The sequence below is a fragment of the Curtobacterium sp. 1544 genome, assembly GCF_040544915.1.
GTDB classification, from domain to species: domain Bacteria; phylum Actinomycetota; class Actinomycetes; order Actinomycetales; family Microbacteriaceae; genus Curtobacterium; species Curtobacterium pusillum_C.
Genome location: NZ_JBEPKX010000002.1, coordinates 56882 through 72108, shown reverse-complemented (window position 1 = coordinate 72108; position 15227 = coordinate 56882). Strand labels below are relative to the sequence as shown.

Genomic DNA, 15227 nt, shown 5'->3' with positions numbered 1-15227 from the left:
GCACGACGTCGGCGATGTCGTACCGAGTCGACCGTCGCCGACCCGCACGACCTGTGCCAGGCTGGACGACGGCGGTCACGAGCCGCCACGGACACACATCACGCACGACGAGGTGACGCGGATGACGCCGATGAGGGCGCTGTACAAGCCGGACACTGCTCCGGGACTGACCATGACCGAACGGCCGGTGCCGGTCCCGACGGAGGACGAGGTCCTCATCCGGGTGCTCCGCACCGGGATCTGCGGGACCGACCTGCACATCCGTCGGTGGGACGCCTGGGCGGCCTCCGCGGTCACGGCCCCGCTCGTCCCCGGACACGAGTTCTTCGGCGAGGTGGTCGAGGTCGGCTCCGCCGTCCGTGACGTCGCCGTGGGGGACCGGGTGTCCGGCGAGGGGCACATCGTGTGCGGGACGTGCCGGAACTGCCGCGCCGGCCGACGCCAGATGTGCATCCGCACGAAGGGGCTCGGGGTCCAGCGTGACGGCGCGTTCGCGGAGTACCTGACCCTGCCGGGCGCGAACGTCTGGGTGCACCACACCGACGTCGACCCCGACGTCGGTGCGCTGTTCGACCCGCTCGGCAACGCGGTGCACACGGCGCTCGCGTTCCCGGTGATCGGCGAGGACGTGCTCGTCACCGGGTGCGGTCCCATCGGGCTCATGGCGATCGCGGTGGCCCGGCACGCCGGCGCCCGGTTCGTGGTCGGCACCGACGTCAGCACGAACCGGCTCGCGATGGCGACCGAGATGGGGGCCGACCTCGGCGTCGACGTCAGCGGTGGCGACGGTGTGGCCGCGCTGCGCGGCGCGCAGGAACGGCTCGGCATGCGCGAGGGCTTCGACGTCGGCTTCGAGATGTCCGGTGCACCGACCGCCCTGCCGTCGATGGTCGACACGATGAACCACGGCGGTCGGATCGCGATGCTCGGGCTGCCGACGGGGGAGATCGGCGTCGACTGGGGGAAGGTCGTCACCCACATGCTGACCGTGAAGGGCATCTACGGTCGCGAGATGTTCGAGACCTGGCAGACCATGAGCTCGATGCTGCAGACCAGCGAGGTCCTGCGGGACCGCATCGGCTCGATCGTCTCGGCGCGGTTCGCCGCCCGGGACTGGGAACCGGCGTTCGCCGCGGCGGCGAGTGCGGACGGCGGCAAGGTCGTCATCGACTGGACGGAGATCTGATGTACGGCGCGATCAAGGACCACCTGGCGGCGGAGCTCGCGGGCATCGAGGACGCCGGGCTGACGAAGCGGGAGCGCGGCATCGCCGGACCGCAGCGCGCGGCGATCGAGGCGGACGGCGTCGACCTGCTGAACTTCTGCGCGAACAACTACCTCGGACTCGCCGACTCCGCCGATCTGGTCGAGGCTGCGAAGGGTGCCCTCGACCGGTGGGGCTACGGCATGGCGAGCGTGCGGTTCATCTGCGGCACGCAAGACCTGCACCTCGACCTCGAGCGACGGGTCTCGTCCTTCCTGGGGACCGAGGCGACGATCCTGTACTCGTCGTGCTTCGACGCCAACGGCGGCCTGTTCGAGGTGCTCCTCGGCGCCGAGGACGCGATCATCTCCGACGAGCTGAACCACGCCTCGATCATCGACGGCGTGCGGCTGTCGAAGGCGCAGCGGTACCGCTACCGGAACCGCGACGTGCAGGACCTCGAGGCGCAGCTGATCGCCGCCGGGGACGCCCGCTTCCGCGCGATCGTCACCGACGGCGTGTTCTCGATGGACGGTTCGATCGCGCCCCTGGCCGAGATCTGCGACCTCGCGGACCGGTACGACGCGCTCGTGATCGTCGACGACTCGCACGCTGTCGGCTTCGTCGGCGAGCACGGTCGGGGCACCCCGGAGCTGTGCGGGGTCGCGGACCGGGTCGACGTCTACACGGGCACGTTCGGCAAGGCCCTCGGGGGCGCCAGCGGCGGGTACGTGGCCAGCCGCCGGGAGATCGTGGACCTGCTGCGGCAGCGGTCCCGCCCGTACCTGTTCTCGAACTCGCTCGCACCGGTGATCGCCGCGGGGACCGTCGCCGCGCTCGACCTCATCGAGCAGTCGGACGACGCTCGAGCCCGGTTGCGCGAGAACGCCGCGCTGTTCCGGTCGCTCATGACGGATGCCGGGTTCGACCTGCTGCCGGGGGAGCACCCGATCGTCCCGGTGATGTTCCACGACGCCGCCCTGACCGCGCGGGTCGCGGACGAGATGCAGACGCGCGGGATCTACGTCACGGCGTTCAGTTACCCGGTCGTCCCGAAGGGCCGGGCGCGGATCCGCGTGCAGCTGTCGGCAGCGCACACCGAGGAGCAGGTCCGGCGGTGCGTGACGGCCTTCACCGAGGCCCGTGCCGCAGCCGACCCCGGCGCCGGCACCGGCACCGCTTCGGTCACGCAGCGCTGACGGGGTGGCGGCGCTCGCGCGGGAACACCACGCCGAGCGCCACCATCCCGATCGAGAGCACCAGGTGGAGCCAGTTGTCCGCCCAGTTCAGCGGCACGAAGTTCGCGCCGAAGGAGTGCCCGGCGGTGAAGAGCCCGTACACCCAGAGCACGAAGTAGACGACGCCGCCGAGGACGAGGTACATCCGTGACCCGGTCGCGTACCCGGCCGCCAGCAGACCGACGACACCGAACAGCAGGTGCACGATGTTGTGCAGCACCGACACCTGGAACAGTCCGAGCAGCATCGCCATCGATCCGTGCCCGGCACCCCCGAGGTCACCGGTGGTCAGGCCGGGGACGAACCCGGCGATCCCGACCAGCAGGAAGACGATCCCGACGAGGAGTGAAACCTTCTGGATGCTCGAACCGGCGTAGCGGTCGGTGGGGGTGGTGACGTCGGACATGGTGGAACCTCCTCGTTCGGCTGCGGCCGACGGTACCGATGCCGGACCCGGCCGTCCGGATGCTGCGGACATGGGAGGATCGAACCCATGCGTCTCGTCGTCGCCGGCAGCCCCGCTGCGGCCGTCCCCACCCTCCGCCGCCTCGCGGCGTCCGAGCACGAGATCGCCGCGGTGCTCACCCGTCCGGCGACCCCGCAGGGCCGGAAGCGCGTCCTCACCCCGACCCCCGTCGCCCAGGTCGCCGAGGAGCTCGGCCTCCCGGTGATCGAGGCCTCCCGCGTCGACGACGAGGTCACCGCGCGCATCGCCGACCTCGGGGTCGACCTCGGCGTCATCGTCGCCTACGGCGCGCTGCTCCGTCGCCCGGCGCTCGACGCCCCGCGGCTCGGCTGGGTCAACCTGCACTTCTCCGACCTGCCGCAGTACCGCGGCGCCGCTCCGGTCCAGCGTGCGGTGATGGCCGGCGACACCCGCACCGCCGCGACGGTGTTCCAGCTCGTCGAGGCGCTCGACGCCGGCCCGGTGTACGCGAGCGACCCGTTCGACATCGACCCCGAGGCCACCTCCGGCGAGGTCCTCGCCGCGATGGCCGAGACCGGCGCCGAGACGGTCGTCCGCGTCGTCGACGGCATCGCCGCCGGCACCGCGGTCGCCACCGAGCAGTCCGGCGAGCCCACCCTCGCCCCGAAGCTCACCATCGACGACGGCCGCGTCGACTTCGCCGCACCCGCCGCCGCCGTCCACGCCCGCCTGCGCGGGGTCACGCCCGAGCCCGGTGCGTACGCCCACCTCGGCGAGACCCGCGTCAAGCTGCTCCGCAGCTCCAGACTGCCGGGAGGCACGCCGGACCCCGCCCCGTCGCTCGCCCCCGGCGCGCTGACCGTCCAGGGCGGTCGGCTGCTCGTCGGGACCGCCGACGATCCGCTCGTGCTCACCGAGGTGCAGCCGGCAGGGAAGAAGGCGATGGACGCCGCCGCCTGGGCCCGCGGCCTGGGCGGACTCGACGGGAAGGTCCTCGCATGAGCGGCACGAACTCCGGCCAGCGCCGGAACCACGGTCCCCGGCAGACCAGCGCCCGACGGGTGGCGTTCGACGTCCTCCGCGCCGTGCAGGTCGACGACGCGTACGCGAACCTGCTCCTGCCGACGCGCATCCGCCGTGCGGGCCTGAGCGCGCGAGACGCTGCGTTCGCGACCGAGCTGACCTACGGGTCCATCCGGATGCTCGGTCGGTACGACGCGATCGTCGCCCTCGCTTCGGGACGCCGGATCGACAACATCGAGTCCGACGTGCTCGACGTCATGCGCCTCGGTGCCCACCAGCTGCTCGGCATGCGCACCCCGACGCACGCCGCGGTGTCCGCCACGGTCGAGCTCGCCCGCGAGGTCGGCGCCCACCGTGCCACCGGCTTCGTCAACGCCGTGCTGCGCAAGGTCGGCGCCCGCACCGACGACGAGTGGGACGCGCTCATCACCGAGGGGCGTGGTGGTGACGCGCTCCTCGCTGCCCGCTGGTCGCACCCGGTGTGGGTCGTCTCCGCGCTCCGTGACGCCCTCGCGGCAGAACGCTCGCGCGACGAGCTCGCCGCACTCCTCGCCGCCGACAACGTCGCACCCCGCGTGCAGCTCGCGGCGCTGCCCGGGCTGGCCACCGACGAGGACGTCACCGCCGCCACCGCCCACGCCGCCGTCGTCGACGACGTGCCCGATGACGTCGACGTGCCGTCCGACGAGCCGGCGCCGGCCGCCTCCGGAGCCGCAGCCGACGAGGACACGGAGGCCGCGCCTCCCGTCCGACCCACCGACCACGAGGCGGACCTGCCGGTCTCACCCGTCGGCATCCGCGGGATCAGTGGCGACCCGGCCCGCGTGCCCGGCGTCAGTGCCGGGCGGCTCCGCGTGCAGGACGAGGGCTCGCAGCTCGCGGCGCTGGCGCTGAGCCGGTCGTCCGCGGTCCGACCGGGGGAGCGCTGGCTCGACCTGTGCGCCGGGCCCGGTGGCAAGGCCGCGTTGCTCGCGGCCGAGGCGGCGCAGGGCGGGGCCGCCCTCGTGGCGAACGAACTCGTGCCGGCGCGGGCCGGACTGGTGCGGAAGGCCCTCGCGGGGTTCGGCGACGGCGTGACCGTCGTCGAGGGCGACGGTCGGCGCTTCGGGCGCGACGGCGCCGGTGTGACGTTCGACCGGATCCTGCTCGACGCCCCGTGCACCGGGCTGGGGGCGCTCCGGCGTCGCCCGGAGGCACGGTGGCGGAAGCAGCCGGAGGACGTCCCAGAGCTCGCCGCCCTGCAGGCCGAGCTGCTCGACGCGGCCGTCCGGGTGCTCGCGCCCGGCGGGACCCTGGCGTACGTGACGTGCTCGCCGCACCTGGCGGAGACGCGCGGGCAGGTCGATGCCCTGATGGCGCGGCACGGGGGCGTGCTCGAGCAGCTCGACACCGCGTCCGTCGTGCGGTCGGTCGCTGCTCGTGACCCGCACGTCGCGGACGGCAACACGGCGCAGCTGTGGCCGCACCGCATCGGGACGGACGCGATGTTCATCGCCCTGTTCCGTCGCACCGCCTGACGCGTCGCCCCGCGGGTGCCGCGGGGCCGATTCTCGCGCTGAGCGACAGTCCTCGAGCCGCGGGGCCCGAGAACCGTCGCTGGCGCCGAGTCCCGCGTGCCCGAGCCGCCGGTAGGCTTGCCCGGTGACGATCCGCATCTCGCCGAGCATCCTGTCCGCCGACTTCGCGAACCTCGAGCGCGAGCTCCACCGCATCGAGACCGCCGACCTGGTGCACGTCGACGTGATGGACAACCACTTCGTGCCGAACCTCACGCTGGGCCTGCCGATCGTGCAGCGCCTGCAGGAGGTCTCCCCGGTGCCGCTCGACGTCCACCTGATGGTCACCGACGCCGATGCGAACGCGCCGAAGTACGCCGAGACCGGGGCGTCGAGCGTCACGTTCCACTTCGAGGCGGCGAACGACCCGGTGGCCACCGCCGCCGCGATCCGGTCGAACGGGGCCCGTGCCGCGGTCGCCGTGAAGCCGGGCACGCCGATCACCCAGGTCCTGCACCACCTCGACGCCTACGACATGATCCTGCTCATGACGGTCGAGCCGGGCTTCGGTGGCCAGTCGTTCATGCCGTCCGTGATGCCGAAGCTCGCCGACGCGCGTGCCGCGGTGGACGCCTCCGGGCTGGACGTCTGGCTCGAGGTCGACGGCGGCATCGCGGTCGACACCGTGCCCGAGGCCGTCGCGGCCGGCGCGGACACGCTCGTCGCGGGCTCCGCCGTGTACGGCGGCGAGCCAGCCGCGCGCATCGCGGACCTCCGCGAAGCAGCAGCCCGGGCCCGATCGTGAGCACCCGTCCGGACGGTACGGCGGCCCTCGGGTCCGAGGACGGTAGCCTGGTCGGCGTGAAGACGTTCGACGACCTGTTCCAGGAGCTCACCGAGAAGGCGCGCACGCGCCCCGAGGGCTCCGGCACCGTCGCCGAACTGGACGCCGGCGTGCACCAGATCGGCAAGAAGATCGTGGAAGAGGCAGCCGAGGTCTGGATGGCGGCCGAGTACGAGGGTGACGAGCGCACCTCGGAGGAGATCTCGCAGCTCGTGTACCACCTGCAGGTGCTCATGATCGCGAAGGGCCTCACCCCGGCGGACGTCTGGCGACATCTGTAGGGATCCGCACGCGCCACCCGGCGTCGTCGCGACCCGCAGTCGTCCCCGACCTCCAGCAGAAAGCAGACCCACCTGATGCTCCGCATCGCCGTGCCCAACAAGGGCTCCCTGTCCGAGACCGCTTCCGAGATGCTCCGGGAGGCCGGGTACGCCGGTCGCCGCGACCCGAAGGCGCTCCACCTGCTCGACGAGCGCAACGGGGTGGAGTTCTTCTTCCTCCGTCCCCGCGACATCGCCACGTACGTCGGCTCGGGCGCGCTCGACGTCGGCATCACCGGGCGCGACCTGCTGCTCGACTCCGGATCGGCGGCGCACGAGGTCGACGCGCTCGGCTTCGCCGACTCGACGTTCCGGTTCGCCGGGACGCCCGGTCGGTTCAGCACCCTGCAGGACCTCGACGGCGTGCGGGTGGCGACGAGCTACCCGGGGCTCGTCGGGGACTTCCTCGCGAAGCACGGCGTCACCGCGACGCTCGTGAAGCTCGACGGCGCGGTCGAGAGCGCCGTGCGCCTCGGTGTCGCGGACGCCGTCGCCGACGTCGTCTCGACGGGCAGCACGCTGCGGCAGGCCGGCCTCGAGATCTTCGGCCCGGTCATCCTCGAGTCGACCGCGCTGCTCGTCTCGACCGACGAGTCGATCCCGGGCATCGACGTGCTCCGTCGCCGCCTGCAGGGCGTGCTCGTCGCCCGCGGGTACGTCATGCTCGACTACGACATCCCGACGACACTGCTCGAGCAGGCCACGGCGGTGGCCTCGGGCATCGAGTCGCCGACGGTGTCGCCGCTGCACGGTCGCGACTGGTCCGCGGTGCGCGTGATGATCCCGCGCGAGGACGCGAACCTCATCATGGACGCGCTGTACGACCTCGGCGCCCGTGCCATCCTCGTCAGCCCGATCCACGCCGCGCGGCTGTGACCGGGGTCTCCGTCCGGGTCATCCCGTGCCTGGACGTCCAGGGCGGACGCGTCGTCAAGGGCGTGAACTTCCTCGACCTGCAGGACGCCGGCGACCCCGTCGAGCTCGCGGCCCGCTACTACGAACAGGGTGCGGACGAGCTGACGTTCCTCGACGTCGGCGCGACGGTGGAGAACCGCGCGACGATGTACGACACCGTGACGCGCACCGCGGAGCAGGTCTTCATCCCGCTCACGGTCGGCGGCGGGGTCCGCAGCGTCGACGACGTCTCGCGCCTGCAGCAGTGCGGCGCCGACAAGATCGGCGTGAACAGCGCCGCGATCGCCCGCCCGGACCTCGTCGGCGAGATCGCGGACCGGTTCGGCGCACAGGCAGTCGTCCTGTCCCTGGACGTCAAGCGTTCCGACCGGATGCCGTCCGGGTTCGTCGTCACGACGCACGGCGGGCGGACCGAGTCCGACCTCGACGCGATCGCCTGGGCCCGCGAGGCCGTGGAGCGCGGCGCGGGGGAGCTGCTCGTCAACTCCATCGACGCCGACGGGACGAAGAACGGGTTCGACCTCGAACTCGTGGCCGCGGTCCGTGCGGTGTCCTCGGTGCCGGTCATCGCGTCTGGAGGCGCGGGTCGGCTCGAGCACTTCGCCCCCGCCGTCGACGCAGGTGCGGATGCACTCCTCGCCGCCTCCGTCTTCCACCGCGGCGAGATGACGGTGGGCGACGTCAAGGACGCGCTGCGCGCGTCCGGTCACGCCGTACGCTAGGAGTCTCATGACCGACAGCACCAGCACCAGCACGGACGCGGTCCTCGACCGCGCGCGGTTCGGTGCGGACGGGCTGCTCCCCGCCGTCGTGCAGGAGGAATCGTCGAAGGACGTCCTCATGCTCGGCTACATGGACCGGGAAGCCCTCCGCCGCACCCTCACCGAGGGACGCGTGACCTTCTGGTCCCGCTCCCGGAACGAGTACTGGCGCAAGGGCGACACGTCGGGACACGCGCAGTACGTGCGCGGCGCGGCGTTCGACTGCGACGCGGACACGCTCCTCGTCACCGTCGAGCAGGTCGGTGCCGCGTGCCACACGGGTGCGCACCGCTGCTTCGACGTCGACCCCCTCGATCCCGTAACGGCGACAGCCCCGACCAGCACAGTGGCGTCTGCTCCGGCGAGCGGGGCAGTGGAGGCGACCCGATGACGACGGCGACGCTCTCCGACAAGCCGCACACCACCTCCAGGCCGGAGTTCGACGCCCTGCTGGGCGGCCACCGTGTCGTCCCCGTCGTGCGCGCGCTCTACGCCGACAGCGAGACGCCGGTCGGCGTCTACCGCAAGCTCGCGGACGGCCGGCCCGGCACGTTCCTGCTCGAGTCGGCGGGGCAGGGCGGCCTGTGGTCGCGCTGGTCGTTCGTCGGTGTCCGCAGCTTCGGCGTGCTCACGCAGGACGGCGACCGCGCCGCGTGGATCGACACCGGGATCCCGGCGTCGCGCGCCGTCGACTCGCTCGACGGTGAGCCGCTCGAGGTCCTCGCGCGGCTGCACGAGCGCTGGGCGACCCCGCGCATCCCGGGGACCCCGCCGCTCGTCGGCGGCACCGTGGGCTTCATCGGGTGGGAGGCCGTACGCCAGCTCGAACACCTGCCGAACATGCCCCCGGCCGACTTCGACGTCCCGGGCCAGGCGCTCTCGTTCGTGTCGGAGCTCGCCGCACTCGACCACCGCACCGGACTCGTCCTGCTCGTCGCGAGCGTGCTGAACGACGGCACCGACGACGCCGAGACGCTCTGGTCGGACGCGCAGACCCGGCTCGACCGCATGCAGGCCGACCTCGTCGCGCCGAGCATCGCGACCGTGGCCGAGGCGTTCGACATCGCCGAGCCGACGCCGACGCACCGCTCCACCCCGGCCGAGTACCAGGCCGCGGTCGAGCGCTCGAAGGAGTTCATCCGCGACGGCGACGTGTTCCAGGTCGTCATCTCGCAGCGGTTCGACCACGACGTGACGGCGGACCCGCTCGACGTCTACCGCGTGCTCCGGACCCTGAACCCGAGCCCGTACATGTACTTCCTGTCGCTGGCCGACACCGCGGGTGACCCGTTCTGGATCGTCGGAGCGTCGCCGGAGGCCCTCGTGAAGGTGCAGGCCGGTCGTGCCATCACGCACCCGATCGCCGGTTCGCGCCCGCGTGGTGCGACCCCGGAGGAGGACGTCCGCCTCGGCGAGGACCTGCTCGAGGACCCGAAGGAGCGCGCCGAGCACCTCATGCTCGTCGACCTGGCCCGCAACGACCTGCAGAAGGTCTGCGAGCCCGGGACCGTCGCGGTCACCGAGTTCATGACGGTCGAGCGGTTCAGCCACATCATGCACCTCGTGTCGAGCGTCGAGGGCGCGGTGCGTCCCGAGGCCTCGGCGATCGACGTGTTCCGCGCGACGTTCCCCGCCGGCACCCTGTCCGGGGCGCCGAAGCCGCGGGCGTTGGAGATCATCGACGAGCTCGAGCCCGCCAAGCGCGGCGCGTACGCCGGGGTCGTCGGCTACTTCGACTTCGCGGGCGACGCGGACCTCGCGATCGCGATCCGCACGGCGCTCATCAAGGACGGTGTCGCGCGCGTGCAGGCCGGTGCGGGGCTCGTGGCGGACTCCGACCCGGAGACCGAGCACGTCGAGGCGATCAACAAGGCCGCTGCCCCGCTGCGTGCCGTCGCGACCGCGAACCGGATGCGCGAGGTGCGCGCGTGAACGCCCGCCGCTCCCGTCCGCTCGTCGTCGTCGCCGGGCTGGCCGTCGCGGGCATCATCATGCTGTCGTGGACGCAGACCTGGTTCACGGTGCACCTGCACGCCGGTGCCGCGGTCACGTCGACGGTTGACGCCGACGGTGCCGCCGCCGTGCCGTCGTACACCGCGCTGGCGATCGCGAGTCTGGCGCTCTTCCTGGCGATGACCATCGCGGGTCGGGTCGTGCGGATCGTGCTCGCGTGCGTCGAGGTCCTGCTGGGCCTCGGTGTGGTCGTGTCCGGCATCACCGCCCTCGCGGACCCGGTGGCGGCGGCCAAGGGTGCCGTCGGCGAGGTCGCCGGCGTGAGTGACCTGACCGCGGTCCGTCGCGTCGTGTCGACCGTGGACGTCACCGCCTGGCCCGTCGTCGGGATCGTCGGCGGCGTACTCGCCGTGCTGCTCGGCATCGTGGTCCTGTTCGTGCAGCGCTCCTGGCCGGGCCCGAGCCGCAAGTACGGTGCCGCGACCGCCGGCGCCGCCGCGCAGGCACGGGCCGCCGCGCCGGTCGAACGGGACGCCGTCGTCGACTGGGACGACCTCAGCGCCGGGGTCGACCCGACCGCCGCGGACGACACCGCCGCCGACACGGGTGCCGGTGCACCCGGGGACGACCCGGTAGGATCGAAGGGGCGCCGGTCGAACGACGGCGCCGGAGCAGAACGAGGAGCACCGTGAGCAACACTGAGCCCGCAGAACTCGGCGAGGGCCACTCGCCGGCCGCCTGGACCGCCGTCGTGATCATGCTGATCGGATTCGCGGCAGGCACGCTGTTCTTCTGGTTCGACATCGCCGCGGGCGTCTGGGCCTCCGCAGCCGTCGTGCTCGTCGGGCTCATCGTCGGCGCCGTGATGGCGAAGGCGGGCTACGGCGTGAACGGCCCGAAGTTCGTCCCCAAGCACCACTCCGAGTAGGTCCGGCATGCCGAACGTGCTCGAGACCCTCGTCGCGGGCGCGCTCGAGGACGCCGCGGCCCGTCGCGTCGACCGTCCGTACTCGGACGTCGAACGCGACCTGGACCGTGTCGCGTCCCCGCTCGACGCCCTCGAGTTCCTGGCACCAGGCGACCGGGTGAAGATCCTCGCCGAGGTCAAGCGCGCCAGCCCGTCCCGCGGGTCGATGGCGCCGATCGAGGACCCGGCGTCGCTCGCGGCCGACTACGAGCGCGGCGGGGCGTCGACGATCAGCGTGCTCACCGAGGGGCGCAAGTTCCTCGGCAGCCTCGCCGATCTCGAAGCCGTCAAGGCCCGCGTCGGGGTGCCCGTCCTGCGCAAGGACTTCATCGCCGACCCGTACCAGGTGATCGAGGCACGCGCGGCGGGGGCGGACGTCGTGCTCCTGATCGTGGCGGCGCTCGAGCAGCAGCAGCTGGTCGAGCTCCACACCCTGGCCGAGGAGCTCGGCATGCGCGTCCTGGTCGAGGCACACTCCGGTGACGAAGTCTCCCGTGGCCTCGACGCCGGCGCGCGGATCCTCGGCGTGAACGCCCGCGACCTGACCGACTTCTCGCTCGACCGCGACCTGTTCGGATCGCTCGCCGACCGCATCCCCGACGGGGTCGTCCGCGTCGCCGAGTCCGCGGTCGCCGGTCCTGCCGACGTCGCGCACTACCGCTCCGCGGGTGCCGACGTCGTCCTGGTGGGGGAGGCGCTCGTGACGGGCGACGACCCCGCCGCCACACTCGCGTCGTTCATCGCAGCCGCCGACCGCGGCTGACGGCGGCGCCCATCCGGCCCGGTTCGCCGGGCATGTCCCAGCCCGCTCCGGCGGGCGCGTTCCGGGAGACCCATCGTGACCTCACTCCGTGACCTACACGGCCCGTACTTCGGCGACTTCGGCGGGCGGTTCGTCCCCGAGTCGCTCGTCCTGGCGCTCGACGAGCTCGAGGCGGCGTTCCGCGAGGCCTGGGCCGACCCGACGTTCCGCGAAGAACTCGACACGCTCCAGCGCGACTACACCGGCCGCCCGTCGATCATCACCGAGGCGCCCCGGTTCGCGAAGCACGCCGGCGGTGCCCGGATCATCCTCAAGCGCGAGGACCTCAACCACACCGGCTCGCACAAGATCAACAACGTGCTCGGTCAGGCGCTCGTGGCGAAGCGGCTCGGCAAGACCCGCCTGATCGCCGAGACGGGTGCCGGTCAGCACGGCGTCGCGACGGCCACCGCGGCAGCGCTGTTCGGCATGGACTGCGTCGTCTACATGGGCGCGGTCGACACCGAGCGCCAGGCGCTGAACGTCGCCCGGATGCGGCTGCTCGGCGCCGAGGTGATCCCGGTCGAGACCGGTTCGCGCACCCTGAAGGACGCCATCAACGACGCCCTACGCGACTGGGTCGCCAACGTCGACTCCACGCACTACCTGCTCGGCACCGTGGCGGGCCCGCACCCGTTCCCCGAGATGGTCCGCGAGTTCCACAAGGTCATCGGCGAGGAGGCCCGGCAGCAGGTGCTCGACAAGTTCGGCCGGCTGCCCGACGCCGTCGCCGCGTGCGTCGGCGGCGGGTCGAACGCGATGGGCATCTTCGAGGCGTTCCTCGACGACGAGTCGGTCGCGCTGCACGGCTTCGAGGCCGGTGGGGACGGCGTCGAGACCGGACGTCACGCCGCGAGCATCACGCTCGGCCGCGAGGGAGTCCTCCAGGGCACGAAGTCCTACCTCATGCAGGACGAGGACGGCCAGACGATCGAGAGCCACAGCATCTCCGCCGGGCTCGACTACCCGAGCGTCGGTCCGGAGCACGCCTACCTGGCGTCGATCGGCCGTGCGAAGTACGAGCCCATCACCGACGACGAGGCGATGGAGGCGTTCCGCCTGCTGAGCCGGACCGAGGGCATCCTGCCGGCGATCGAGTCGTCGCACGCCCTCGCCGGCGCGATCAAGCTCGGCAAGGCGCTCGGTCCCGAGGGCGTCATCCTCGTCTCCCTGTCCGGCCGCGGTGACAAGGACGTCGCGTCCGCCAGTCGCTACTTCGGCATCCTCGACGAGAACGCGGTGCAGCTGTGACCAACACCCAGACGAACGCGGACCGCACGGTCGCGACGACGATCGACACCGCCAAAGCCGAGCGCGCGGGCGCCGTCATCGGCTACCTGCCGGCCGGCTACCCGGACGTGCAGACCAGTGTCGACGCCGCGGTCGCCCTCGCCGAGAACGGCGTCGACGTCATCGAGCTCGGCCTGCCGTACTCCGACCCGGTGATGGACGGCCCGGTCATCCAGCGTGCCGCCGAGGAGAGCCTGGCGAACGGCTTCCGTGTCGCGCAGGTGTTCGACGCCGTGCACCAGATCACGGAGCGGGCGAACGTGCCCGTGCTCGTGATGACGTACTGGAACCCGGTGCTCCGCTACGGGGTCGAGCGGTTCGCCGACGACCTCGTCGCCGCAGGGGCCGCCGGGCTCATCACGCCGGACCTCATCCCGGACGAGGGCGCCGAGTGGATCCGCGAGTCCGAGCGCACCGGCCTGGACCGGGTGTTCCTCGCCGCACCGTCATCGTCGGACACGCGCATGCAGCAGGCGGTGGAGTCGAGCCGCGGGTTCGTCTACGCCGTCTCGACGATGGGCGTCACCGGTGCTCGTGAGGGCGTCGACGTCGCCGCGCGCACCGTCGTGTCGCGGCTCCGTGACGCCGGGGTCGCGCGCACGTGCGTCGGTCTCGGCATCTCGACCGCGGAGCAGGTGGGCGAGGTCCTCGAGTACGCGGACGGCGCGATCGTCGGGTCCGCCTTCGTGCGCGCGCTGGCCGACCTGGGTGTCCAGGGTGTGGCCGACCGGGCAGCGGACCTCACCACGGGCGCACAGCGCCGCTGACGGTCACAGTTTCCACAGGACCGCCGTCCGCGTTCCTGACGCAGGCACGTCCCGCGCTACAGTGAGCGGGGCCGACGACAAGTCGGCACCGCGCCCAGCCAGTACCGAAAGGCGACAGCACCTCCATGCCCCTCCTGAGCATCCCGAGCCCGAGCACGGCCTGGCAGTACTTCGACCTCACGGCCTGGCTGCGCGACGTGTTCGGCTGGTCGCTGCCCCTCGACTTCCGCATCCACGCCTACGCGATCTGCATCCTGCTCGGGATCGTCGCGGCGGTCGTGCTCGCCAACCGCCGCCTGAACGCGCGTGGTGTCGAGCGCTGGATCATCATCGACATCGCGATCTGGGCGGTCCCGGCCGGCATCATCGGCGGTCGACTGTTCCACGTCTTCACGCACGTCAGCGACTACTTCGGCCCGGGCCGTGACCCGTTGTCCTTCCTCTACATCTGGGAGGGCGGCCTCGCCATCTTCGGCGCGCTCATCCTCGGTTCGGTCGGCGCGTACATCGGCTGCCGTCAGGTCGGCCTGCGCTTCACGGCGTTCATCGACGCGGTCGTGCCGGGTGTGCTGCTCGCCCAGGCGTTCGGTCGCCTCGGCAACTACTTCAACCACGAGCTGTTCGGCATGCCGACGAGCCTGCCGTGGGGTCTCCAGATCGAGTCGTCGAACCCGGCGTTCCCCAAGGGCCTGCCCGAGGGCACGCTGTTCCACCCGACGTTCCTCTACGAGATCATCTGGAACGTCGTCGGCGTCATCGTGATCTTGCTGCTCGACAAGAAGTTCCGCCTGCAGTGGGGCAAGGTCCTGTCGCTCTACCTGATCTGGTACGGCGTCGGCCGGTCGGTCCTCGAGTCCATCCGCGTCGACACGAGCGAGACGTTCTTCGGCATCCGGACGAACGTGTGGATGTCCTTCGCGGCGATCCTGCTCGGCATCATCATCTTCCTCGTCCAGTCCAAGCGGCACCTCGGCAAGGAGCCGAGCCCGTACCTGCCCGGTCGCGAGCCCCGCTCGAAGTCCGGGGTAGACTCGGACGACACCTGGTCGGAGACCGACGACGACGCTCCGGCGTCCGTCACCGACTCCGATCCGGTCACCACCAGCACCGCTGGCCGCGCCTAGGAAGCACCCCTCCTGCGTGACCGATCCCGATCGGGCACGAGTGCCAGCAGCACCCCCAGGACCCACCACAACCGGGTCCGACACCTCGCACGCCGT

Annotated in this window: 17 protein-coding genes; 16 read left to right on the top strand and 1 reads right to left on the bottom strand. The window is 72.0% G+C overall.

Features of this window, described 5'->3' with window-relative positions:
* Positions 1-130: 130 nt before the first annotated feature.
* Both tdh and ABIC61_RS01885 read left to right on the top strand, forming a co-directional pair.
* A complete protein-coding gene (tdh, locus tag ABIC61_RS01890; RefSeq protein ID WP_354028717.1) occupies positions 131-1186 on the top strand; it encodes an L-threonine 3-dehydrogenase in 1056 nt (351 codons plus the stop codon).
* Complete coding sequence (locus tag ABIC61_RS01885) at positions 1186-2403, top strand: glycine C-acetyltransferase (RefSeq protein ID WP_354028606.1); 1218 nt, start codon at positions 1186-1188, stop codon at positions 2401-2403. The genes tdh and ABIC61_RS01885 overlap by 1 nt, the downstream gene beginning before the upstream one ends.
* Here the strand turns inward: ABIC61_RS01885 and ABIC61_RS01880 are convergent.
* Entirely contained in the window at positions 2390-2848 is a 459-nt protein-coding gene (locus ABIC61_RS01880; RefSeq protein ID WP_354028605.1) for a DUF4383 domain-containing protein, read from the bottom strand. The two genes, ABIC61_RS01885 and ABIC61_RS01880, sit on opposite strands and share 14 nt — an antisense overlap.
* An 87-nt stretch (positions 2849-2935) precedes the next feature.
* On the opposite strand from ABIC61_RS01880, the gene fmt reads away from it, so the two are divergent.
* The 14 genes from fmt to lgt all read left to right on the top strand — a co-directional run bounded on the left by fmt (position 2936) and on the right by lgt (position 15131).
* Positions 2936-3871, top strand: a complete 936-nt coding sequence (gene fmt / locus ABIC61_RS01875; RefSeq protein WP_354028604.1) for a methionyl-tRNA formyltransferase — start codon at positions 2936-2938, stop codon at positions 3869-3871.
* Positions 3868-5409: an RsmB/NOP family class I SAM-dependent RNA methyltransferase gene (locus ABIC61_RS01870; RefSeq protein ID WP_354028603.1), complete on the top strand. Its 1542-nt coding sequence runs from the start codon at positions 3868-3870 to the stop codon at positions 5407-5409. The genes fmt and ABIC61_RS01870 overlap by 4 nt, the downstream gene beginning before the upstream one ends.
* 124 nt (positions 5410-5533) lie before the next feature.
* Positions 5534-6193 carry a ribulose-phosphate 3-epimerase gene (gene rpe / locus ABIC61_RS01865; protein WP_144749646.1) on the top strand — a complete coding sequence of 220 codons (660 nt, stop codon included), beginning with the start codon at positions 5534-5536 and terminating at the stop codon, positions 6191-6193.
* Positions 6194-6249: 56 nt separating this feature from the next.
* Complete coding sequence (locus tag ABIC61_RS01860) at positions 6250-6513, top strand: phosphoribosyl-ATP diphosphatase (protein WP_079238914.1); 264 nt, start codon at positions 6250-6252, stop codon at positions 6511-6513.
* A gap of 75 nt (positions 6514-6588) precedes the next feature.
* Positions 6589-7428, top strand: coding sequence for an ATP phosphoribosyltransferase (gene hisG, locus ABIC61_RS01855; protein WP_354028602.1), 840 nt, complete (start codon positions 6589-6591; stop codon positions 7426-7428).
* Complete coding sequence (gene hisF, locus ABIC61_RS01850; RefSeq protein WP_354028601.1) at positions 7425-8189, top strand: imidazole glycerol phosphate synthase subunit HisF; 765 nt, start codon at positions 7425-7427, stop codon at positions 8187-8189. Before hisG ends, hisF begins: the two co-directional genes overlap by 4 nt.
* A gap of 7 nt (positions 8190-8196) precedes the next feature.
* The gene (gene hisI, locus ABIC61_RS01845; protein WP_354028600.1) at positions 8197-8619 is read left to right on the top strand and encodes a phosphoribosyl-AMP cyclohydrolase; all 423 of its coding nucleotides are present in this window, start codon (positions 8197-8199) and stop codon (positions 8617-8619) included.
* Entirely contained in the window at positions 8616-10160 is a 1545-nt protein-coding gene (locus ABIC61_RS01840; protein WP_354028599.1) for an anthranilate synthase component I, read from the top strand. The genes hisI and ABIC61_RS01840 overlap by 4 nt, the downstream gene beginning before the upstream one ends.
* A complete protein-coding gene (locus ABIC61_RS01835; RefSeq protein ID WP_354028598.1) occupies positions 10157-10873 on the top strand; it encodes a Trp biosynthesis-associated membrane protein in 717 nt (238 codons plus the stop codon). The genes ABIC61_RS01840 and ABIC61_RS01835 overlap by 4 nt, the downstream gene beginning before the upstream one ends.
* The gene (locus ABIC61_RS01830; protein ID WP_097179007.1) at positions 10870-11109 is read left to right on the top strand and encodes a DUF6704 family protein; all 240 of its coding nucleotides are present in this window, start codon (positions 10870-10872) and stop codon (positions 11107-11109) included. Before ABIC61_RS01835 ends, ABIC61_RS01830 begins: the two co-directional genes overlap by 4 nt.
* 16 nt (positions 11110-11125) lie before the next feature.
* Entirely contained in the window at positions 11126-11911 is a 786-nt protein-coding gene (gene trpC / locus ABIC61_RS01825) for an indole-3-glycerol phosphate synthase TrpC (protein WP_354028716.1), read from the top strand.
* A 75-nt stretch (positions 11912-11986) separates the two neighbouring features.
* On the top strand, positions 11987-13201 hold the full coding sequence (gene trpB, locus ABIC61_RS01820; RefSeq protein WP_354028597.1) for a tryptophan synthase subunit beta: 1215 nt from the start codon (positions 11987-11989) through the stop codon (positions 13199-13201).
* The gene (trpA, locus tag ABIC61_RS01815; RefSeq protein ID WP_144749660.1) at positions 13198-14007 is read left to right on the top strand and encodes a tryptophan synthase subunit alpha; all 810 of its coding nucleotides are present in this window, start codon (positions 13198-13200) and stop codon (positions 14005-14007) included. Before trpB ends, trpA begins: the two co-directional genes overlap by 4 nt.
* A gap of 125 nt (positions 14008-14132) precedes the next feature.
* Entirely contained in the window at positions 14133-15131 is a 999-nt protein-coding gene (gene lgt / locus ABIC61_RS01810; RefSeq protein WP_354028596.1) for a prolipoprotein diacylglyceryl transferase, read from the top strand.
* Positions 15132-15227: the final 96 nt, after the last annotated feature.